15 protein-coding genes are annotated in these 21,305 nt (G+C 47.9%); 10 read left to right on the top strand and 5 right to left on the bottom strand.

Features of this window, described 5'->3' with window-relative positions:
- Nucleotides 1-67 precede the first annotated feature (67 nt).
- The gene (locus AB3N00_RS08025) at nt 68-1,828 is read right to left on the bottom strand and encodes a cache domain-containing sensor histidine kinase (protein WP_413034075.1); all 1,761 of its coding nucleotides are present in this window, start codon (nt 1,826-1,828) and stop codon (nt 68-70) included.
- 271 nt (nt 1,829-2,099) lie between these two features.
- On the opposite strand from AB3N00_RS08025, the gene AB3N00_RS08020 reads away from it, so the two are divergent.
- The 4 genes from AB3N00_RS08020 (at nt 2,100) to AB3N00_RS08005 (ending at nt 6,698) form a co-directional block, all read left to right on the top strand.
- Nucleotides 2,100-3,011, top strand: a complete 912-nt coding sequence (locus AB3N00_RS08020) for an ABC transporter permease (RefSeq protein WP_246311174.1) — start codon at nt 2,100-2,102, stop codon at nt 3,009-3,011.
- A 24-nt stretch (nt 3,012-3,035) separates the two neighbouring features.
- Nucleotides 3,036-3,926, top strand: a complete 891-nt coding sequence (locus AB3N00_RS08015; protein WP_413034074.1) for a carbohydrate ABC transporter permease — start codon at nt 3,036-3,038, stop codon at nt 3,924-3,926.
- Between the two features lie 129 nt (nt 3,927-4,055).
- Nucleotides 4,056-5,666: an extracellular solute-binding protein gene (locus tag AB3N00_RS08010; RefSeq protein ID WP_413034073.1), complete on the top strand. Its 1,611-nt coding sequence runs from the start codon at nt 4,056-4,058 to the stop codon at nt 5,664-5,666.
- Nucleotides 5,667-5,810: 144 nt separating this feature from the next.
- On the top strand, nt 5,811-6,698 hold the full coding sequence (locus AB3N00_RS08005; RefSeq protein WP_413034072.1) for a divergent polysaccharide deacetylase family protein: 888 nt from the start codon (nt 5,811-5,813) through the stop codon (nt 6,696-6,698).
- On the opposite strand, the gene AB3N00_RS08000 is transcribed toward AB3N00_RS08005, so the two are convergent.
- Complete coding sequence (locus AB3N00_RS08000) at nt 6,673-7,440, bottom strand: N-acetylmuramoyl-L-alanine amidase family protein (RefSeq protein WP_413035221.1); 768 nt, start codon at nt 7,438-7,440, stop codon at nt 6,673-6,675. The genes AB3N00_RS08005 and AB3N00_RS08000 overlap by 26 nt on opposite strands.
- Before the next feature lie 208 nt (nt 7,441-7,648).
- On the opposite strand from AB3N00_RS08000, the gene AB3N00_RS07995 reads away from it, so the two are divergent.
- Complete coding sequence (locus AB3N00_RS07995; protein ID WP_413034071.1) at nt 7,649-7,873, top strand: YqzE family protein; 225 nt, start codon at nt 7,649-7,651, stop codon at nt 7,871-7,873.
- A 105-nt stretch (nt 7,874-7,978) separates the two neighbouring features.
- On the opposite strand, the gene AB3N00_RS07990 is transcribed toward AB3N00_RS07995, so the two are convergent.
- The 3 genes from AB3N00_RS07990 to AB3N00_RS07980 form a co-directional block, all read right to left on the bottom strand.
- Nucleotides 7,979-9,034, bottom strand: a complete 1,056-nt coding sequence (locus tag AB3N00_RS07990) for a hypothetical protein (protein WP_413034070.1) — start codon at nt 9,032-9,034, stop codon at nt 7,979-7,981.
- Between the two features lie 178 nt (nt 9,035-9,212).
- Nucleotides 9,213-10,457 (bottom strand): YqhG family protein, encoded by a 1,245-nt coding sequence (locus tag AB3N00_RS07985; protein ID WP_413034069.1) that lies wholly within the window; start codon nt 10,455-10,457, stop codon nt 9,213-9,215.
- A 2-nt stretch (nt 10,458-10,459) separates the two neighbouring features.
- On the bottom strand, nt 10,460-12,220 hold the full coding sequence (locus tag AB3N00_RS07980) for a DEAD/DEAH box helicase (protein WP_175399792.1): 1,761 nt from the start codon (nt 12,218-12,220) through the stop codon (nt 10,460-10,462).
- 334 nt (nt 12,221-12,554) lie between these two features.
- On the opposite strand from AB3N00_RS07980, the gene AB3N00_RS07975 reads away from it, so the two are divergent.
- The 5 genes from AB3N00_RS07975 (at nt 12,555) to AB3N00_RS07955 (ending at nt 21,289) form a co-directional block, all read left to right on the top strand.
- Nucleotides 12,555-15,146 carry an adenosylcobalamin-dependent ribonucleoside-diphosphate reductase gene (locus tag AB3N00_RS07975; RefSeq protein WP_413034068.1) on the top strand — a complete coding sequence of 864 codons (2,592 nt, stop codon included), beginning with the start codon at nt 12,555-12,557 and terminating at the stop codon, nt 15,144-15,146.
- 591 nt (nt 15,147-15,737) lie between these two features.
- Nucleotides 15,738-17,825, top strand: coding sequence for an acyltransferase family protein (locus tag AB3N00_RS07970; RefSeq protein WP_413034067.1), 2,088 nt, complete (start codon nt 15,738-15,740; stop codon nt 17,823-17,825).
- A 206-nt stretch (nt 17,826-18,031) separates the two neighbouring features.
- Nucleotides 18,032-19,345, top strand: coding sequence for an extracellular solute-binding protein (locus tag AB3N00_RS07965; protein WP_413034066.1), 1,314 nt, complete (start codon nt 18,032-18,034; stop codon nt 19,343-19,345).
- 171 nt (nt 19,346-19,516) lie between these two features.
- Nucleotides 19,517-20,395: a carbohydrate ABC transporter permease gene (locus AB3N00_RS07960; RefSeq protein ID WP_413034065.1), complete on the top strand. Its 879-nt coding sequence runs from the start codon at nt 19,517-19,519 to the stop codon at nt 20,393-20,395.
- A gap of 39 nt (nt 20,396-20,434) precedes the next feature.
- Complete coding sequence (locus tag AB3N00_RS07955) at nt 20,435-21,289, top strand: carbohydrate ABC transporter permease (RefSeq protein ID WP_413035220.1); 855 nt, start codon at nt 20,435-20,437, stop codon at nt 21,287-21,289.
- The last annotated feature ends 16 nt before the right edge of the window (nt 21,290-21,305 follow it).

Here is a 21,305-nt window from a genome sequence, read left to right as displayed (position 1 = left end):
AGCATCCATACCCGCGTATTACTTATCCATACACGCTTGCTCCTGCCAATGACCGTGACCGTGCATTTCAGACCTGAACTTGATTCTGGGGAAGGATGATTTGTATGGTCGTCCCCGCACCCAGTCGGCTGTATACTTTTACACCGTAATATTCACCGAATTTCAGCTTAATCCGTCGATCTACGTTGGATATCCCATAACCTCGTCCTGGTTTGTCTTCAAGCAGTGATTGAAGGGTATCACGCGACATGCCCATGCCGTCATCTATGACGGAGAGAATAATTGAATTATTTTCGACGACCCCTTTGATGTGAATATTCAGTGGCCTTTCCTGATTCCAAATGGCATGAATAATCGCATTCTCCACAAATGGCTGCAGAGCAAGCTTGACAGTGGAGTAAGGCAAAATCGTTTGATCGATGGTATAGATGAAATTCAGCTGTCCCTTGAACCGGATGAGCTGTATGGCATTGTAACTCTGGGTCAGTTTTACTTCCTCGTTAATGGTTAGAATGCTTTTACCTTTGTTCAGTGATATCCGATAAAACTTGGCCAGATTCAGGACCATCTCCTGAATTTGGGGATCTTGATGCTTTATGGCGAGAGAAGAGATCGAGCCCAACGTGTTATACAGAAAATGAGGGTTGATCTGGGCTTGCAGAAGATCGAGTTCTGCTTCTTTGCTCTGCAGCTCCTTCTGATATACCTCGGTAATAAGACTTCTCAAACGGGTTGTCATTTGCTGAAATGCAAAGTGAAGCTGGCCTATCTCATCACTGCCCAGTTGTTCTTCATGCGTTGGATTAAAGTCGCCGCGTTCGATCCGCCGAATCATCCGGATTAACGTCCTGATGCGTTTGCTGAACAGCGAAGCGGTAATATAGATCAGTAACAGGGCTACACCAATAAAGCCGAGAGAAATTTTGATAATGAGCTGTGACAGGGATTTGGCATCCTTGATAATGCTGTCATAAGGGAAGATGGAAACCGTCTTCCAGCCATTTTTTAGCGTGTTATATACGGCGAGTGCCTTAACCCCCTGATAGGTTGTGTCAAATCTGCCGGAAAGAGATTCTTCGAAGTTTTGCTGAAGCAGTTCCGGCAGACGGGTATTGATTAACTTTTTGTCTGCAGATGATAAAATAATGCCCTGGTCATTCATGATAAAGATGTCTTTGCCTCCGGCTTCCTTTTCCATTAACGAATAGATGACAGACTCGGAAATTTGGAATACCAGCATGCCATAGGGATATTGATTGCTATTATTGTTCAGCAGCCTCGCAAGGGTAAACATAGCGGGACCTTCTTCTGTTATCGGGGAGGAGAGGTGAATGATATTACCGTACGACTGCTGCAGCTTCTGGTATAGTTCGGTCTCTTGAACCTCAGGCGTGATGGGCTTGATGTAATAATGATCTTTGGGAAGAGATGGATTGTCCGAGTATATGAATGCGCTATCAAAATCAGGGTAGGCAGCCATGATGGTATCTATGCGATTACCAATATAATTATAGACATCCAAATAGGAAGGATCATCCTGATATTCAGACGTCAGGTAATTGGCTAGTCGATTATCCAGATAAATAGAGGCTGAAATATGTTCATAGCTGTCCAATTTATTTTCCAGGTTTTTGGTAATCTGTGCGGTCGAATTCATCATATTGATGTAAATCTGCTCGGTCAGCTTGGATTTGGTGAGTTCAAACGAAAAATAAACCAACAGCATCATCGGAATAATGGTGACCAGAACAAATACCAGAAATAGTTTGGACCTGAAGTTTAGATTTACAAAAGGCATATAGATGTATTTTCTGTAAAATGGACGCATGAAGGAGCCCTCTCTCCATTGAAGATTCATTACATAGAGTTCATCATAGCAGACCAAATATGGAAATCCAATAACGGTTTTCACCGAAAACATCGTTAAAAAGCGGCATTTTTCGGAGCATTGAAGTATGGTAAGTAAGCGCTATCAAAATTAAGATAAAAAGGTAAACAGTTGAATCTGGATCACGCCAATCATGACTGTTATAAAGAAAAAGGGAGGGCATTTGATGCACAAGGTAAGCGCTATCAAAACGGTCAGGAGCAATAATCTGATGAGCAGACTAAAAGACCAAAAATGGTTATTCGTGCTTATGCTACCTGCCTTCATTGCAACATTGTTATTTTCCTATGGTCCCATGTTCGGGCTATATATGGCATTTACGAATTATCAGCCGGGTGGGGAGTCTTTTTTTCACCAGTTCTTCCATGCCGAGTTTGTAGGCTTCCGGTGGTTTGAGTATTTCTTCACCACGGGAGATTTCTACCGGGTCATGCGCAATACGCTTGCAACTAGCTTGCTGACATTGCTATTCGGGTTTCCTGCACCAATCATACTCGCGCTTGTACTGAACGAAGCCAGACAGGGGTTTTTCAAGCGTTTTGTACAGACAGTATCGTATTTGCCCCATTTTATCTCATGGGTTATTGCCGCCAATATTGTGATTACGCTGCTTGCTTCAGATGGAATGCTGAATAATATTCTGGTTCTGCTGGGGATTGTTGATGATCCGATTGCCTTTATGCAAAACGGACCTTTATTCTGGTGGATTATTGCCTTGTCCAACATGTGGAAAGAGATGGGTTTCAGTGCAATTATGTATCTTGCCGCCATTTCCTCAATCAATCCGGAACTCTACGAAGCTGCCAGGGTGGATGGAGCGAGCAGATTTAAGCAAATGTGGCACATCACTCTTCCTGCGTTGCGCCCAACCATTGTAATCCTGGCTATTCTTGCGGTCGGTGGAATTTTGAATGCGGGCTTCGAACAGCAGTATCTGCTGCAAAATAACACTGTGCTCGAATATTCGGAAGTCATCGATATCTATGCCTACAAATATGGCTTGCAAAACAGCATGTTTTCATACGGAGCAGCCGTTGGAATGTTCAAATCCGTTGTCGCATTTATTCTCGTTGTCATTGTGAACCGTATCTCAAGAAAAGTGAACGACCAGGCTTTATTTTAAACAAGAAGGAAAGGAGTGCTCAGGATGTTATTGAACAGATTCGGCGATCGGATTTTTAAATTAGTTGTTTATCTCATTCTTATCATGGTGCTACTAGTTACATTCCTACCCTTTTGGAATATACTCGTTCTCTCATTAAATAGCGCGGAGGATACGGTCCGTGGCGGCGTCTACTTGTGGCCTCGCGTCCCTACCTTGGACAGCTACAGCCAGATTTTGAAGGACAGTGAGATTCTGAATGGGCTGTGGGTCACGGTCAAACGAACACTGATCGGTGCCCCGCTGTCGGTCCTGGTCATCACAATGCTGGCCTATCCGCTGAGCAGGCGGAACTTGGTGGGTCGCAAAGGCTGGAATTTGTACTTCATTTTCACGATGTATTTCGGCGGCGGATTGATCCCCTATTACATGGTACTTAAAGCCCTGAACATGATTGATACGTTTTCCGTATTCATTCTGCCCAGTCTGATGAACGTTTTTTACATGATTATTGTACGTACGTTTATGGAACAGCTCCCCCATGAGATTGAGGAATCGGCTAAAGTGGACGGAGCCAACGATCTTACGATATTTTTCCGAATTGTCATGCCGCTGACGACACCTGTACTTGCGACAGTGGGATTATTTCAGGCCATTGGCCATTGGAACGCCTGGTTTGACTCCTATGCCTTTACTTACAGCTCGGACCTGAAGACTTTGCAAGCTGTTCTGGTCAAAATCTTGAGTCAGTTTCAGACCGGTGGGATGGTATCGCAAACGCAGATGCTGGCCAACTCAGCCAAGCGAAATGCTGTTTCGAGTGACACCATCCGAATGGCAGCAACAATGGTAGCAACGTTACCGATTATTCTGGTATATCCTTTTTTGCAGAAATATTTTGTCAAGGGTATGACTTTGGGAGCTGTAAAGAGTTAATCTATTCGTTGGTCTGGTTGCCGGAGGAGAGTTATTCGGCGGCCGCTCCTGAGAGGGGGTGGTACAGCGTTAATTGGTTGCTCAATAAGTCTGTAAAGTACTTATTCACTGGGAGGAATTAGGGTGTCAATGAAAAAAACAAAAAAATGGATGGTCATGGGTATTACTGCTGCGTTAGTCTTGGGTTTGCTGGCGGGCTGCTCCTCGAATGAGGGGAAAGAAAGTTCGGGCACAGACGAAAAGGGAGCTGAACAAGGCCCTATTACGTTAACCTGGTTTGATGGCAATACCAAAGGAGAGCCATTTACCGATGCTGTAGCCCAGCAAATCACCAAACAGACCGGTATAGAGATTTCCATCCAGCAGCCGACGGGAAATCCGACGGAAAAGCTGAGCTTGATGCTGGCGAGTGGTGATTACCCTGATGTGGTGGTCATGAGCCGGGGAGATGCCTCTTTGGATAAATACATCTCAAGCGGGGCCTTCATTCCGCTCGATGAGTTAATTGAGAAATACGGATCAGATCTGAAAGAAATGTATGGGGACACATTGACCAAGACACGTTATACGGACGGCAAAAATTACTACCTGGCAAATTGGTATGGCCTCGATAGTGATCCGGTGTTTGGCATGCTGATGAGGCAAAGCCTGCTGGAAGAACTTGCTCCGGATAAGGCGGATGGGTCTGAGCCGCTGACGACGGACGAGTTTGAAGCACTTCTTAAACAGTTCAAAGAAAAATACAACACGATAGATGGCAAAGAGTCGGTCCCCATGACGATGAACGGAGAGAACATGGGGGCGAATCTGGGGACCTTCAAAGGGATGTGGGGTTTGAAAACCTATTACGATAATAACGGACGACTGCAATATGATGTCAAGGATCCGAAGTATCGTGAGATGTTACTATATATGAATCGTTTGTATAGAGAAGGATTGATCGAGAAGGAATTCGCCATTAGCAAAACACAAACGTGGATTCAAAAGCTCACGACAGGAGCGGTATTCTCCACCCCAGGCGCGTATTGGGATCCAGGAAACGGAAATGCAGCGCTGAAAAAGGACGGCGGGGAGAAAAATCAGTTATTCGCTTATAAAGTTGTAGCTCCTGGCGTAGACCCGGGCCAAACGACTTTTGGACCGAGAAGCTCACTGGGATGGGATGCCATCGCCATTACCAAAAACAACAAACATCCCGAAGAAACGATGAAGCTGTTCAACTACCTGGCCAGTGATGAAGGACAGCACTTACTCCTGTGGGGCAAGGAAGGCGAACAATACACCATGGTGGATGGAAAGCGGCAACCTGACCCAGCATTCCTGCAAAGCTTCAAGGATAATTGGGATGAGACCGTGAAGACAAGCGGGGTTCGAAAATGGCTGTGGTTTATCAAAAATGGTCTGGATCCGAATGGACAGCCGTATGATATGGCCGTTAAATACCAACGAAGTGAAGTCGATGAACTGGCGATCAAGAGTCTGGGCGATTCGGTATGGGATACCGCAGAATATGACAACCTCAATCCTGACGGTGGAACACCGGAAGCGCTGACGGCCCAAAAGGTCAAGGATATTATGGACCAAAGCATTACCAGAGCCATTATTGCTCCAACCGAGGCAGAAGCGAATGCCATCTTCGATAAAATGCTTGAGGATATGAAAAAGGCCGGAGATGAGAAGGTCGAAGACATCATTAACCAGAAATACGCACAGCGCATGGAGCTATGGGGTACCAAATAAGATGGATTGATTCGTGATTTTGTGAAGGGGGTCTTCTCTCGGGGAGGTCCCCTTCTTTATGACTGGAACAGGCTTTTTTTGTCTAACATATTCCTACTTCATTGTTCAAATAATGATGTAACACAATAAAGGAGGGAACGATGGATGAAAAAGGCCGAACGAACAGGGGCGTCCAGTCCATGGACGATTCGAATTACTTTGATGCTGGTGTGTATGTTGTTTATCGTTTACGGAGGGGGTCCAATGATTTGCAGTGCAAGGTCACTTGCCTCGGAGCAAACACAATCAACCGTAATACCTCAATCCAAATCACAGCATAAACGCATGGCAATTATTATTGATGATGCGGGTAACGACATGAAAGGCACTGCGGAGATATTAAACATGCCAGTCAAACTTACGCTTGCCGTGATGCCATTTTTGCCAACCACGAAGCAAGACGCTGCGGCTGCGCATGAAAAAGGAATGGATGTGATTGTGCACATGCCGATGGAGCCCAAAGCGGGGAAACCTGAGTGGCTGGGTCCGGGTGCGATCACATCCAATCTCACGGACGAGGAAGTCCGCGAACGCGTGGAGAAAGCCATTGATGATGTTCCTTACGCCATTGGCATGAACAATCACATGGGTTCCAAAATTACTTCCGACAAACGCATCATGTCGATTGTGCTCGATGTATGCCGCGAGCGCGGGCTGTTTTTTGTGGACAGTCGCACCAATTTTCGTTCGGTTGTGGGTGAACTCGCTGTTTCCAAAAATATGCCTCCGGTCGGCAATGATATTTTCCTTGATGACCGAAATTCGAAGCCGCATATTCGTCAGCAGATGGATTTGGCTGTGAAGCGAGCCATGGAGAAAAATATATGTGTCGTCATTGGGCATGTGGGTCAGACGGGACTAAACACATCCAGCGTTGTGAACGAATCTGTCACCCGTCTGCAGGATCAAATTGAGTTTGTCGGCATCGGAGATCTTGTTCGTGAAGTTTGGCACTGGCATGCTGCCCCTACACTGCCGACAAATAATAAATAATGCCATCTGCAATGGACTGGGCGATATGTTTCTGCTCTGCAGGATCACTCATCATGGCCCGGTCTTTTGCATTGCTCAGAAATCCCGTTTCAACGATAACTGCCGGCTGTTTCACCTGATTCAGCAGATAGAAAGGTTTACCCCACACTACCCCCCGCTGTGTACCAAACAGCTGGTTAAGTTCGGTCTGGATGGACTCTGCGAGCAGGTAGCTGCGGCCTTCCTTTTGGTGGAGTACAACCGGTCCTCTTGTAGCCGACTTGGGACTCCAGTTGGCATGGATACTGACAACGATATCGGTGCTTACTTCTTCACTAAGGCTCTTGCGCTGGGCCAGGTCCTTGCGATGACGGGATCGGCTGTTCAGCCAGCGATTCTCGTCACTCAGTGCATAATCACCAAGCCGGTTGATGATGACAGCATACCCTTTGCTGCGAAGAAGGAGGTACACCTTTTGGCTGATGGCCAGATTGATGTCTTTTTCCAGTACCCCGTGATCTGTCGTCCCGCCGTCAATACCGCCATGTCCAACATCCAGCAAAATGACTGGAGCAGCAAATGCATGGTGTGTGGAGCGATAGGCGTCTCCATCCGTAACAGGCAGCAGCGAGGGACTCACGGACTTAGGGATGGGTTGTGTTGATGGAATAGCAGCGGAGATGGCTTGTGCAGGTGTCAAAAGTATAAGATTGATCCCGATCAGCCATGTCATCCATGCCGTCAGCAGCTTAACCATGAGTATGCACGCTCCTTCTTGTCATTGGCATCTTATCCACAAAGAATGGGATGGATACCTTTGGCATTAGACTGTGCAATATTGGCTTTTTCATACTTCGTGAAGCAAAGAAATGTTTATCCACGGGCTGATCTGCGCACAATAGAGGTATCGTACCCGGGAGCGAATTGAAGCGAATGATGCAAAATCTAATGTACGAAGGAGGCAGGGGAATATGGCCAAAAGTGATGAGCTGGTGAAGTATATTACGCAGCGTGTCGTTCATTTTATCGATACACCAAAAGAAGAGCGCAAGGGGCGTACAAAAGCAAAAGAGCCTTGGGCAATGAAATGGTTTGGCATGCTTCCATTTGCTGTATCCCTGTGGGTAGGAAAAAAAGAAAAAGCATTGGACCCACGTGGAAAAATGCAAAAACGAAGTTCTTCTGGCAAAGGATAAAGCGATTGATCCGAGCAGCAGATTGAAATTAAAAAGACGCATTCCTGATTCAGAATCAAGGGAAGGCGTCTTATTTGTGTTTTTTGTTGTCTCCAAATGGATATCCTATGGCTTAAAAGTGTAAAAATGACCATCCTCGATTAGGGTGTCCAGAGGAACAAATCGTCTTACTGAAGAATGTCCCCCGATCGCCACGTATTCCATTTCCTCCGATGTATTATTCTTTTGCCAAACCTGATATCCGCTGACAGGAAGAGGGCCGCCATACAGCACATTACGATCATCAGCGGAAAATACGATGTGTTGATGCTTTTTCCACTGCTGTATCAATGGCTGCAAACCTGTTGCAGGTACCGCTTTGGAAGTAATCCATGACAGATTGTCAGCCGGATCAAATACAGGTTGCAAATGGATCGGATTTGCTGAGAATGATGAGGCAGTGGATGATTCTGCTATTTTGGAATGGAGCTGTACAGATACGGGGAGCATGGAAGATCGAGTTTGCTCCTCCCGAAGGTCATGTTCAAGTGCCTTCACAACGCCATTCGGTAATGTGTCGCCGTTGGTTGCATCGATATAAATTGCAGCAGCACCAGACTGCTCCACTTTCCAGTATGCAAGCAAGGGGGAGGCATATTGTAAATGTATTTCCACTTCGCGCGATAACTCCTCCAGATTCAAATTATGCCGTTTAAGAGATTGGTGGAGCAGAGAGAGGTTATATGGATTTTGTTCTCCCTGACCATATTCACTTAGCTGTAATAGCCCACTTCGGTTGGCTGTAATAATCATATATCCAATGAATTTCCCTTCGATATGCGCGTTTACAAGCCAGCTGTGTGTACCTGGACCAAGAGGTGAAAAGTCGAGCTCTGCTTCCTTCCAGCCTTGGCTGGAAGGTTCGAAAGAGCCCAAGGACATGGCCTGTTGATGTGCAAACTGCTGGACAGAAGCAGGAGCGAGTGTCTCGGAACGAAGGGAAGCTTCGTTCCTTGCATTCGTTAACTGGAAAGACAACAGATCAGAGGCCGTTTCATGCAAGTTCAAGGTTTCCTCTGCTTGCAGCGATGTAGACAAGGTTGTTAAACCTAAAAGGCACATGGTACCTATACCTGCTGCCCGGCGAATACCGTGCCAACGTCTATGAAAGATTCGTTTCATAATAACACCTTCTTTTCTAGGGTACATCATGACGAATGGGGCCGATTATTCGCTGCATGATCGTTTCTAGGTTCATTCTAGTGGACAAGCCATGCAAAGGTTGCTGCAACCTGTCGGGGCGCCACTCATGAATAAACACTACTTTTGCCGTCATTTGCTGGAAAAGTAGTGTCTGCGTCTATCTTAAATGAAACATGCCGCTGCTAATGGCAGTGACCTTCACTTTGGGCTCATACTGCCAGATCATTTCTGTTCGGCGCGTCTCGTATTGCAGTTTCATCGCTTCACGGTCCATTACAGCCTGTCTGGTCTTCTCCTGTTCGGAATCCGTATCTTCATCCAGCGGGACGATGGGCTCAGCAGCTAGTTCTGCATCGGGGCCAGATTTCTTCCTCGCCGCTCCTACTGATATTCGATTCACAGGAGCAATACGGGATTGATCTTCCGTAGTAGACTGAATTCCTTTGGTTGTCGTTTGTCCCTGCCGTTTGGAAGCAGTATGGTGATCAGCTCCTGAGGTATCGTCATTTACCTCGACCTCAGGTGTATCCTCTCTCAGAACGGCTTCATAGTACGCATCCACTACACCAAGTTCAAGATCCAGTCTTGCTTTGGCCTGTTCAGCCCATCCGTAATCCAGTTCCAGCAAGCGTTGAGTAAGATGTGCTTCCAGGGCTGCTCCGGCATCAGATAGCGATACTTTGGCTGTTTGAACATGCATGTTCTCGGCCAGTCTTGGGCTAAGGTCTCGCCTGTTCAGCTTGGAACCAAACTTTTCGATAATTTCACCTGTGCGAAGAGAGATACCAAGAAAATGAAGTTCCTCCCGTTTCAAATCGCAAGCAAATTCAACTTTGAAACAGACACCGAGCCAAGGTTCGTATACGGCCGGTGCGGCAGCACGCAGCTGACGTTTCGGGGCCTGCTCGAACAAATTCACATATGCTCCGCCTTCACGGGCCGCATCGAAGATCTGCTGCAGTCTGCGACTGCCATAGACGACATCTTCACGCAAAATCCGGCCGGGACCGAGCTGCGGAAGAGCTGGAGTAATGCCGAAATAACGGCCAAGAATAGTGTCTTTGGGTGCATCCGAAGTAGAACCAGAACCCGCGTTCAATCCGCCGGAATTAACTTGGCTGGCAGAAGGTGGGGTTGAAGCTTGAGCAGTTCTGGCTTCTGCTGCCTCGATGGCTTGCTGATGGGCTGCCGGGTCAAATACGAACGTAAAGGACATCGTTTCAGCCGGAGCACCGGTTCGCTCCACAAACCCCCAATAATAGGGACGGTTGGTTAGAGCCTTATCCGCTTCAGGCGAGAGTTTCACTGTTATATGTGCAGGAGATCGCTCCATAATCTGACAATCCATCGCTTCGAGATAGGTAGTCACATAGGTTTGAACTTCATGAGATGACATGGTCATGGTTAGTGTCCTCCTTTGCCCAGATCCAGAAGGGAAACAGACGGAACTTCATCGGCGACTTCACGCTGAATGGAATTCAGCGATTGCCCAAGTGAATCCATTTTGCGACGAATGTCTTCCTCGTTTTGGGATTCGAGCATGATTTTATACAGACTCTTTTCGATGGATTCTTTTTTCTCAAGCCGTTCCAGAATGACATCCAGTCCGCCAATAACCATTTCAAACATATTGATCTTTTCATGCAGCAAATTCAGGATATGTTCTTCAATGGTGCCTGTCGTCGACAAATTGTAGATATTCACATCATTTTGCTGTCCCAACCGGTGTACCCGGCCAATCCGCTGCTCCACCCGCATGGGATTCCAGGGCAGGTCGAAATTGATCATGTGATGGCAGAATTGGAGATTGATGCCCTCTCCGCCAGCCTCGGTTGCAATCATCGCTTGGACACGGCCGCGGAACAGGTCCATCATCCAGTCCTTTTTGCCCCGGTTCATACCGCCCCGATACGGGACAGCGGTAAGTCCGTTGTTGCGGAAATAATTCAGCAAATACTCCTGCGTAGCCCGGTATTCGGTGAAAATGATGACTTTCTCATTCATGTTGCGAATCAGTTCCATCGTTTTCTCGGCTTTTGTATTTTCCTTAATGGCCTTAATATGGGCAACCAGTTCCCAAATTTTGTCCCGGAGCGGAGAGTCCAGCGGGAGTTTCTTGGACAGATTGACCAGTGTAACGAAAACAGCATCACGGCTGCTGCACACTTCCCGCTGTAACGTGACGAGAGAGAGCATGCTGCTCAAGTTTCCTCCGGCTTCCTGATACTGGTCTTTGACAAAAGATGTCACACCATCATATAAAGCCTGTTCTTCAGGCGATAGCTGCAGATTCACGTTGGAGACGTTCCGTTTGGTGAACTGTACCGGACCTTCGCCGCGGCGATTGCGGATCATGACTTTGGACAATTCGTCCTTGAGCTGCTCCTGATTTTTCGGAACGCGTTTATCCACGACAAAGTTGGCTGCAAAGTCACCCTGACGACCAAGCTGGCCCGGTTTCAGCAGATTAATCAGATTAAACAGCTCACTCATGTCATTCTGAACGGGGGTTGCGGTTAGCAGCAGACAATATTTTTTTCGCAGTTTCAGCATGAACTGGTAGTTTGTCGTTTTTTTATTTTTGAGTTTGTGGGCTTCATCAATAATAATCATGTCATAGTCCGTGTTTAGCAAAATGTCCTTATGTGGATCTCGCTTCGCTGTATCCATGGAAGCCACGACCACTTCATTTTGCCAGGAATAGGCCTTTTTCTGTGCAACTGCCGGAATGCCAAACTTCGAATTCAGCTCCCGAACCCACTGAAGTACTAGGGATGCAGGAACGAGAATGAGCACTTTGGATACGAGACCACGGACCATATATTCTTTTAAAATCAGACCTGCTTCTATCGTTTTTCCCAGTCCGACCTCATCGGCGAGAATGGCACGGCCTGACATTTCAAATAATACCTTGCGTGCAGTATCCAGCTGGTGTGGAAGCGGGGTGAGCCCCTGCAAATGCTTCAAACACTGTATTTCATCAAAATTGGGAATCAAATTGGTCTCTTCTGCCTGAATGCCAAGCTGAAAGAGTCTGTAATCTCCCCAAGGTCCGCCCTTATCGAGTCGTGACTCCAGCTGTGTCAGCCAGCTGCGATCGAATTCAAGCGGAACGGGCAGTTCAGCTGCAGGTTGATTCATGTGAAGCGGATGTTTCCGGTTCATGGTGATGCCTCCCCTGCCATACATGATGACGTTTTATTCGTAGGTCATAGTATGGACGAATGAGAGGCAGTTCATAACCTGGCTTCAAATAAGGTGCGAAATCTGACTTTTATGCCCAAGAAAATTCACAAATTTAGAATAAGAGCGTCTGATGGCGTAAGAGAGAGCTAGTCCGAGTACACATCAAATTGGAAAATTGACTGTGACAAAAGTCACGTGGAAAATCAATATATGGTGTACTATACTGGATATAAATCACTATATGTGGTGTTAAGGCATATTTTATTGCATAGTGGAAAATGAAATGGGATTTATGGGGAGGCTGTCAATCATAATGACTACGAACAAATTGTCGCACAAGCTGGAAGGACTCAGTGAAAAAATATTTTTGGACCGATACGCCTGGAAGGATGCCGATCCGAACCATGCCAAGGCAGGAGATATTGTACTCGTCCTGACCAAAGATGATCCCAAGTTTCCAACAAAAGAAGTAGGCGAAATCATCGAACGGCAAGGTCAGATGGTGAAGGTGAAGACCCGCAGCGGAGATACGATCCAGACGGAAGTGGAGAAGCTTACGTTGAATATAGAAAGAACACCGGAGGAGATGTGGGACCGCCTGGCGAAAGCAATGGCCTCGGTGGAGTCTACTCCTGAAAAACAGCAAAAATGGGAATCCAAGTTCCGCGCTGTATTGGATGATTGGAAGCTGGTGCCTGGGGGCCGAATTGCTGCTGGTGCAGGCGCAAGCGATGAATTGACCCTTTTCAATTGTTACGTCATTCCATCTCCAGAGGACAGCAGAGGTGGCATCATGAAAACGTTGACTGAAATGACGGAGATTATGGCTCGCGGTGGCGGCGTAGGCATCAACCTGTCGTCACTCCGTCCGCGTCGTGCAGTTGTAAAAGGTGTGAATGGATCTTCCAGTGGTTCGGTATCCTGGGGCGGTTTGTTCAGTTATACCACGGGATTGATTGAGCAGGGTGGCAGCCGCCGCGGAGCGCTCATGCTGATGATGAACGATTGGCATCCGGATGTCATGGATTTTATTACAGTCAAACAAACGATGGGGCAGGTCACCAATGCCAATCTTTCGGTGTGTGTGAGCAACGCATTTATGGAGGCCGTCAAACAGGACGGGGACTGGCAGCTTGTTTTTCCGGATACGAGTGACCCGGATTATGATACCGAGTGGAACGGGGACTTGCAGCAATGGAAAGAAGCCGGGTACCCGGTTATCCATTACCGTACGGTGAAAGCTAGGGAAATATGGCATACCATTATTGAATCGGCCTGGAAATCAGCGGAACCTGGTGTAGTATTTATGGAGTACTACAACCAGATGTCGAACAGTTGGTATTTTAATCCGATCATATGTACGAATCCATGCGGGGAACAGGGCCTGCCGGGATGGGGTGTGTGCAATCTGTCAGCCATTAACTTATCCAAATTTTACGATGAGGCCAGTCATGATGTGGCGTGGCAGGATCTGGCGGAGACAACACGCATCTCGGCGAGATTTTTGGACAATGTGATCGATGCAACGCCTTATCATTTTGAAGAAAATCAAAAGAATCAGCAGCGGGAGCGTCGGGTTGGACTTGGGACGATGGGGCTGGCTGAGCTGATGATCAAGCTGCGCATCCGGTACGGCAGTCCGGAATCGCTTGAATTTTTGGATAAACTGTATGGTTTCATCGCCAGGGAGGCGTATCTCGCATCAGCAGATATTGCGGCAGAGAAAGGTGCTTTTCCGGCCTTTGAGGTGGAACCGTACTTACAGAGTGGATTTATGAAAAAAATGGTCGAGACCTATCCAGAAGTGGGAGAGGCCATCCGCAAACAAGGTATTCGTAACGTAACACTGATCACGCAGGCTCCAACAGGGAGCACCGGAACGATGGTGGGTACGTCAACAGGGATCGAGCCGTATTTTGCTTTTAAATATTTCCGCCAAAGCCGGCTCGGTTATGACGAGCAGTTTGTCCCCATTGCGCAGGAGTGGCTGGATGGACACCCTGGTGAGGAATTGCCCGATTATTATGTGACAGCAATGGATCTGTCAGCAGAAAATCACATCCGGGTACAGGCGGCGATTCAGCAGTGGGTCGATAGCTCCATTTCGAAAACGGCCAACTGTCCGGCTGATTTTACTGTAGAGGATACGGCACAGTTGTATGAGCTTGCCTTCGACCTGGGTTGTAAGGGTGTAACGATCTACCGGGATGGCAGCCGTGATGTACAGGTCCTATCCACGACGAAGAAGGAAGAGACGAAAAGTGAAGCAAGCAGCGAAACAAAAGGGGTAAAAGAGGAGATTATAGCAACGACGGCCAGCACCATCTCGTCAGGGTCTGCGGTGATAGAGCCGGAAGGCAAGACATCCGTGACCGCCTCGTCTCCTGCCAAAGTGCTGGATAAACAATACAAGAGCCGTCCACAGGTGCTGCGCGGTGCAACGTATAAAATTAACACACCGTTTGGCATGGCATACATTACGATCAACGACCTGGACGGCATTCCGGCGGAGATCTTCCTGAACGTGGGTAAAGCTGGATCAGATGTATTCGCCATGGCTGAAGCGCTTGGAAGAGTTTGCTCCCTGTTCCTGCGATACGGTGACCATGGGCACAAAGTAGAGCTGTTGATCAAACATTTAAAAGGCATCGGAGGCTCGGGAGCAATCGGCTTCGGAGTGAACCGGGTCGAGTCCATCGCAGACGCAGTGGCCAAAGCGCTCGAGAGTCACGTACAGAGCACAGCTGACGTACACGAGGCTCATTCAATTGAAGACAATGGTGGCGAAGAACGAAGCACCTTTGGCGAGTCCAGGGATTTATGTCCTTCCTGCGGATCAGCATCTCTGATTAACATGGAAGGGTGCAAGACGTGCAGCAATTGTGGTTATAGCAAATGCAGCTGATGGAAGACATGCACATATCTTTAGACAAGGCGGCCAGATTCCTGGCCGCTTTTTTACCTGTTTTGCTAATGAGTACAAAGTCATGAAATAACCAGTTGAATGTCGTACGTTCCACGTATCGAATACTTGATGATGGGACTGAAGAGAAGATTCCACCGTACCACACCTAGGGTCCTAGGCACGCAGAAGCATTTATGAGCAAAACTTTCAATCGGGCTCGGGATAGGTTTATAATGGTTAATGCTGCTGAGTAAGTGGGCGGCCTTTTTTGTTTTGATTTGCCAGTGAGGTAATATTACCCAGTCGAAGAAAAAGACTGTATTAAACGACAATTTTGGAGTATGATTTTACAGCTATATAAGCTGGCAGGAAAGGTTACATCGTTTCATCGCTTTGTAACTACTACTGTAATTTATCTCGCTGCGCTTGGGCGTATAATGCTAAGCGTGAGTGTTGAACGATATATTGGAAATGAATGACGAAAGGTGCAATACGTATGTTAATGACAACCAGAACCACAGTGAGAAGCGAAGATGATTTGCAATCGCCCCAGACACCAATGATGTCAACCAGCAACAAGGAGGGGCGCTCATGTCACAAACGTTGAAAAGCAGGCGTCACATGAACGGATTGGATGGCTTGCGGGCCATTGCCGTGCTTGCTGTAATTGCGTATCATCTGAATTTGAGTTTTATTCCCGGCGGTTTGCTCGGTGTCGGCATTTTCTTTGTTTTATCAGGTTACCTGATTACAGATATTCTTGTGTCCCAATGGCAGGAACATGGGCGCATTTCGCTCGGTGATTTCTGGATGCGCCGAATCAGGCGCTTGGTGCCTGGCATGCTCACCGTAACAGCAGTTGTAATGGTTTGGCTGCTCTTCACAGATCCTTCCCGGCTTGCTGCCCTGCGAGGGGACATTGTTTCGGGTGTTTTATACATAAGCAATTGGTGGTATATCTTTCATCACGTATCCTATTTCGAAAGTTTTGGTCCTCCATCCCCGTTCGGACATTTCTGGTCGCTCGCGGTGGAAGAACAATTCTACATGGTGTGGCCGTTAATCCTGATCGCTTCAATCATGGTGTTCAAAAGAAAGGGATGGCTCGTTGTCTTTATTGTAGTGGCTGCTGAGTTATCTGCTGGTGCAATGGCGATCATGTACAATCCGGATCTGGATCCGAGCCGTGTATATTATGGTACGGATACCCGGGCATTCGCGCTGCTGGCTGGGGCTGCACTCGCTGTAGTGTGGCCAAGCCGCAATCTGTCAGACTCCCTTGCGAGCCTTAATCGAGTCGTGCTTGACGTATCGGGTGTGGCAGCATTGGCCCTGCTGATCTATATGATGCTGAACAGCAGTGAATATGAACCATCGCTGTACCAAGGTGGGATGGTCCTTCAAGCCATAGCAACAACGCTGCTGGTTGCTGTGCTGGCCCACCCTTCATCCTTTTTGGCACGCCTAGTTGGTGCCAAGCCACTGCGATGGATTGGTGAGCGCTCCTATGGACTTTATCTCTGGCATTATCCCGTGATCGTCCTGACGAGTCCGGCCGTTGATACGGGAGGATTTCACCCGGTTCGAATGATTTTGCAGGTGGCAGCAACCGTAGTGCTGGCATCGCTATCATTAAAGTACATTGAGAATCCGATTCGTCACAACGGATTCCGAGATACCTGGTCCCGGTTGTGGGAGAAAGGATGGAGCGGGCATGGCACTCATCAGACATGGCTGAAGCGGGCAGGACTGCTGATGTCCGTTCTGTTCATGTGCTTTACCGTGTCTCAAATGATGACCACATCTGCCGCGAATTCCGATTCACATTCCGTGTCCATGTCCACCACATTGAACAGCGAGCACTCTGTACATGAGGAGAAAGGGCAGGATGTGCTTCCGGCTCCCGTAGACACTTCAGGGTCCGGCCAAAAGACTGCTGAACCGCAGAAGAACGACAAACCTGCCGAGGATGCTGGCGACAAGCAAAACCAACCTGAGCAGCAATCGTCGAACCCGGATACATCTGCCCAACCGGAAGTTTCTACACCCGATGAAGGAGAAGGTGCCGCTTCGGATGACCCGAACCAGACAACTGAGAATTCTGCAGGAGATACTGATCACTCCGGTGATGACGGTATCGATAAATCGACAGATCCGGATCAAACTGGGGATTCGTCCCAAGCGGATGGGGAAACAGCTCCTCCTGCTGAAGACGGAAAGGTTCACTATACCGTCATAGGGGACTCGGTTATTATGGACGCCAAGCCTTACCTGGAACAAAATATGTCGGGAGTTTACGTGGACGGTCATGTTGGGCGTCAGATGTGGGAGGCAGCCGCTGTCCTGGATGGGCTCAAACGAGGCGATCAATTGGGCAGTCAGGTGGTGCTGGAACTTGGAACCAATGGTTCATTCAATTCCAAAAGTCTGAAATCAGTGCTTGATTACCTTAAGGATGAAGATCATGTGTATCTGGTTACCGTGCGGGTTCCCCGTCCTTGGGAACGAACGGTTAACAAAGCACTGAATGAAGCAGCCTCAGCGTACAATAACGTTTCCCTCATTGACTGGCACAGTGCAAGTGAAGGACACGACGAATATTTTGAAAAAGACGGCGTGCATCTGACGAAGGAAGGCTCGGAAGCTTTTGCAGCACTCATCCAAAGCAGTATGCAATAAATCAGAACTTATTCTCTTTCTTATTAAATAGACTTGGTTTCCTAAGGAGCTCTCACATTCGAGAGCTCTTTTTGTTTAAAGGGAAGTGCTCCATCGGACCGGGCATCCGATATTTTTCACCCCTGCATCCGTGGATCGTCACCTTACGGTATGATAGCGTTACCATTTACAATAAGGGTATTCAATCAGCCAAGGGGGAGATAGAGATGTTGAGAAAATGGCTTTCGGGATTTGTGGCAGTTGCCTTGTTTTCAATGGTACTGGCGGCCTGCAGCGGCGGTGATGCTTCGGAAGGAACGGGCAGCAAAGATAAAGTGACCGTGACACTTTGGCATAACTGGACCGGACAGGATGCAAAAGCGGTAGCGATGCGTAAAATCATTGAAGATTTCCGGGCAGCACATCCTGATATTGAAGTGGTGGATGAGGGTCTGCCTACAGATGGTCTCAAAACAAGGCTCCGCACCGTAGCGGCTGCGAATGAAATGCCGGACCTGTTTGTGATGTGGCCGGATGCAATGACGAAAGAATTTGTAAAAGGCGATCTGCTGCAGCCAATTAATGCAGAGCTGGACGCAAAGCCGGAGTGGAAGGACAACTTTATTCCGAACGCATTGGACGGATACACGGTTGACGGAAACATCTACTCTGTACCGATGAATCTGGCGCCAAGTTCCTTCATTTATTACAACGAGGCACTGTTTAAACAGTATAACGTCAAAGTTCCTGAGACGTGGGCCGAACTGGAGCAGGCCATTGCAACGTTTAACGAAAACAAGGTTATTCCAATGGCACTGGGTAACAAGGCAAACTGGGTCGCTCAATCGACGATCTTCAGTACGCTGGCTGACCGGATTACAGGCACAGACTGGTTTCTGAAAGCTGCAGCCCAGGATGGCGCCAGTTTTACCGATCCGCAGTTCATCGAGGCGTTAAACAAGATGCAGCAGCTCGGAAACAGCAAAGCCTTCCAGGATGGTTTCAACAGTATTGACGAGACCCAGATGATGCAGCTGTACTTCCAGGGAAAAGCTGCGATGGTCATGAATGGTGGATGGGCCTTGGCGAACCTGGTGAATAACGCACCTGAAGAGGTGTTGAATAACACACATATCACCATTCTTCCCCCAGTGGACGGAGGTCAGGGTGAACCAAGAACAACCTCAGGCGTAGTTGGTACCGGCCTTGGTGTTAGCAAAAAGCTGAGCGGGGCCCAAAAAGAGGCAGCAATGGAGCTGTTCTACGCGCTGGCGGGTCCTGACGGTCAGAAGGCGACGCTGGACAGCAGTACTTTGGTCAGTTACAAGATTGATCTGGACAAATCCAAAGCACACCCTTTGTTCGTGGAATTATATGACTTGATGCAGGAAGTGAAGATTAATCCGGTTTACGATTCCAAGCTGGGATCTGCAACGGTGGAGGTCATCAATAATGGACTGCAGGAACTGCTGATGGGCGGGAAAGCAGAAGATATCGCCGCCAAAATTCAGGCTGCACAGGCCAACGCCGTTGGCAATTAACAAGTTTGGTCTGAGGTCAGGGTGAAACGTTAAATTGGTCCAATGATCCGAATTCATACGTTTGCACAGCAGAGATCACCCCTTCCCGGCAGGGGAGGGGTTTTCCGTTTCTATTGGCAAGAATCAAATGTATTAGGGTTAGGTAAGGCATTAATGAAGGGAAGTGACTGAATGAACGCACTGCGCAGTCGTCGGTTTATCATGCTGGGGCTTGCTCCGGCAATCATCATATATGCGTTGTTTGTATTTGTGCCGGTTGTATGGTCGGCCTATTATGGTTTCTTCAACTGGTCCGGAATCGGGGAGTCCAATTATATTGGTCTGAACAACTATGTGGAGATATGGCATGACCCCGTATTCTGGCGGGCACTGAAAAACAACGTCATTTTTGTTCTGGCTTCCGTGTTTGGACAGATCCCGTTAGCGCTGATGCTTGCGGTCATATTACACAAAAGCAATCCACTGCAGCGCTTCCTGCGCTCCGCTGTATTTCTGCCAATGGTCTTATCTACCGTGGTTATCGGTATGATCTGGCAATATATCTATCATCCGCAGATCGGAATTTTGAATTTCCTGCTGGATGCACTGGGGCTGGAGAGTTGGAAATTGCAATGGCTGTCTGACGACAAGATTGCGATCTTTTCTCTCGTACCGCCGCTGCTCTGGAGTTTTGTTGGCTTGTACCTCATTATTTTCATCTCGGCGCTGCAAAACATCCCAGGTGAAATTCATGATGCTGCCAAAATGGACGGCGCATCAGGCATCCGTAAGCTGGTTTCAATTTCTCTGCCCATGATCTGGGGAACGGTACAGGTTGCGATTATTCTGTGCATTTCGGGCAGTCTGAAATCCTTTGATCTGGTGTACATCATGACCAAAGGCGGCCCGGCTCATGCCACAGAACTGCTCGCTACGTATATGTATAACTCAACCTTCACGACCTACCGCTATGGTTTTGGGAGTGCGATCTCGACGACCATCGTGCTGATCTCCCTGCTGCTCATCGGAACAAGCCAGTGGGTGACCAGTCGTAAACGAAAAGAGAATTAAAGGAGAGGGGGAACTGTAATGAGTGTGACACCTGTAACGATGCCAACGCCTCGAAGTGCTGCGGGCCATCCGGTTCGCCGTCTGCGCAGCGGAATTGTTTGGACGCTGCTGACGGTGTATGGTATTTTAACATTGTATCCGTTTTACTGGCTTGTGATCAGTGCGTTTAAAACGAATGAAGATTTCTACAGCAGACCTTTTGGTCTGCCGGCACACTGGAACGTGGCCAATTTCAGCAATGCATGGGAAAGCTCAAGACTGGGAACGGCATTTGGCAATTCACTGATTGTATCCTTGGGCTCACTGATTTTGACCCTGTTTATTGCAGCGCTTGCTTCATTTATATTGGCCCGATTCCAGTTCCGCTGGAAGGGTCTGGTCATGACCTTTTTTGTAGTTGGTATGCTGATTCCGATTCACAGTACACTGGTTCCATTGTTCATTCTAATGAAACAGATGTCCCTACTGAATACGTATTGGGCATTGATCTTGCCGTATACGGCGTTTGCACTGCCAACAGCCATTTTTGTACTCACGGCTTACTTGACTAGTGTGCCAAGGGATATTGAAGAAGCGGCGTTTATCGATGGAACAGGCCTGTGGGGACTGTTTACCAGGATTATGCTGCCCATGTCCGTGCCTGCCTTGTCCACAGTTACGATTCTGAGTTTTTTGCATGCGTGGAATGACTTTTCGTTTGCACTCGTGTTTATTAACAAAACAGGATTGAAAACGTTGCCGCTGGCGATTGCGAATTTCGCTGATGGATACCAGACGGACTATGGACTAACATTGGCCGCCATGACGCTGTCGGTTATTCCGACCATTATTCTATATCTTGTCTTTCAGGAACAGGTAATGAAAGGCATGACGGCTGGTGCGGTTAAGGGATAAACGAAAGCGCATCCAG

Origin of the sequence: Paenibacillus xylanilyticus, from assembly GCF_047246825.1 — a bacterium.
In the GTDB taxonomy this organism is placed as follows: domain Bacteria; phylum Bacillota; class Bacilli; order Paenibacillales; family Paenibacillaceae; genus Paenibacillus; species Paenibacillus xylanilyticus_B.
Note: the sequence above shows the minus strand (reverse complement) of the source record. Positions and strands in the feature narration are given on the sequence as shown.

Bases quoted from the DNA above. Each gene is read 5' to 3' on its own strand.
- AB3N00_RS08025 (WP_413034075.1), bottom strand. From the start codon at position 1,828: ATGCGTCCATTTTACAGAAAATACATCTATATGCCTTTTGTAAATCTA.
- AB3N00_RS08020 (WP_246311174.1), top strand. From the start codon at position 2,100: ATGAGCAGACTAAAAGACCAAAAATGGTTATTCGTGCTTATGCTACCT.
- AB3N00_RS08015 (WP_413034074.1), top strand. From the start codon at position 3,036: ATGTTATTGAACAGATTCGGCGATCGGATTTTTAAATTAGTTGTTTAT.
- AB3N00_RS08010 (WP_413034073.1), top strand. From the start codon at position 4,056: ATGAAAAAAACAAAAAAATGGATGGTCATGGGTATTACTGCTGCGTTA.
- AB3N00_RS08005 (WP_413034072.1), top strand. From the start codon at position 5,811: ATGAAAAAGGCCGAACGAACAGGGGCGTCCAGTCCATGGACGATTCGA.
- AB3N00_RS07995 (WP_413034071.1), top strand. From the start codon at position 7,649: ATGGCCAAAAGTGATGAGCTGGTGAAGTATATTACGCAGCGTGTCGTT.
- AB3N00_RS07990 (WP_413034070.1), bottom strand. From the start codon at position 9,034: ATGAAACGAATCTTTCATAGACGTTGGCACGGTATTCGCCGGGCAGCA.
- AB3N00_RS07985 (WP_413034069.1), bottom strand. From the start codon at position 10,457: ATGACCATGTCATCTCATGAAGTTCAAACCTATGTGACTACCTATCTC.
- AB3N00_RS07980 (WP_175399792.1), bottom strand. From the start codon at position 12,220: ATGAACCGGAAACATCCGCTTCACATGAATCAACCTGCAGCTGAACTG.
- AB3N00_RS07975 (WP_413034068.1), top strand. From the start codon at position 12,555: ATGACTACGAACAAATTGTCGCACAAGCTGGAAGGACTCAGTGAAAAA.
- AB3N00_RS07970 (WP_413034067.1), top strand. From the start codon at position 15,738: ATGTCACAAACGTTGAAAAGCAGGCGTCACATGAACGGATTGGATGGC.
- AB3N00_RS07965 (WP_413034066.1), top strand. From the start codon at position 18,032: ATGTTGAGAAAATGGCTTTCGGGATTTGTGGCAGTTGCCTTGTTTTCA.
- AB3N00_RS07960 (WP_413034065.1), top strand. From the start codon at position 19,517: ATGAACGCACTGCGCAGTCGTCGGTTTATCATGCTGGGGCTTGCTCCG.
- AB3N00_RS07955 (WP_413035220.1), top strand. From the start codon at position 20,435: ATGCCAACGCCTCGAAGTGCTGCGGGCCATCCGGTTCGCCGTCTGCGC.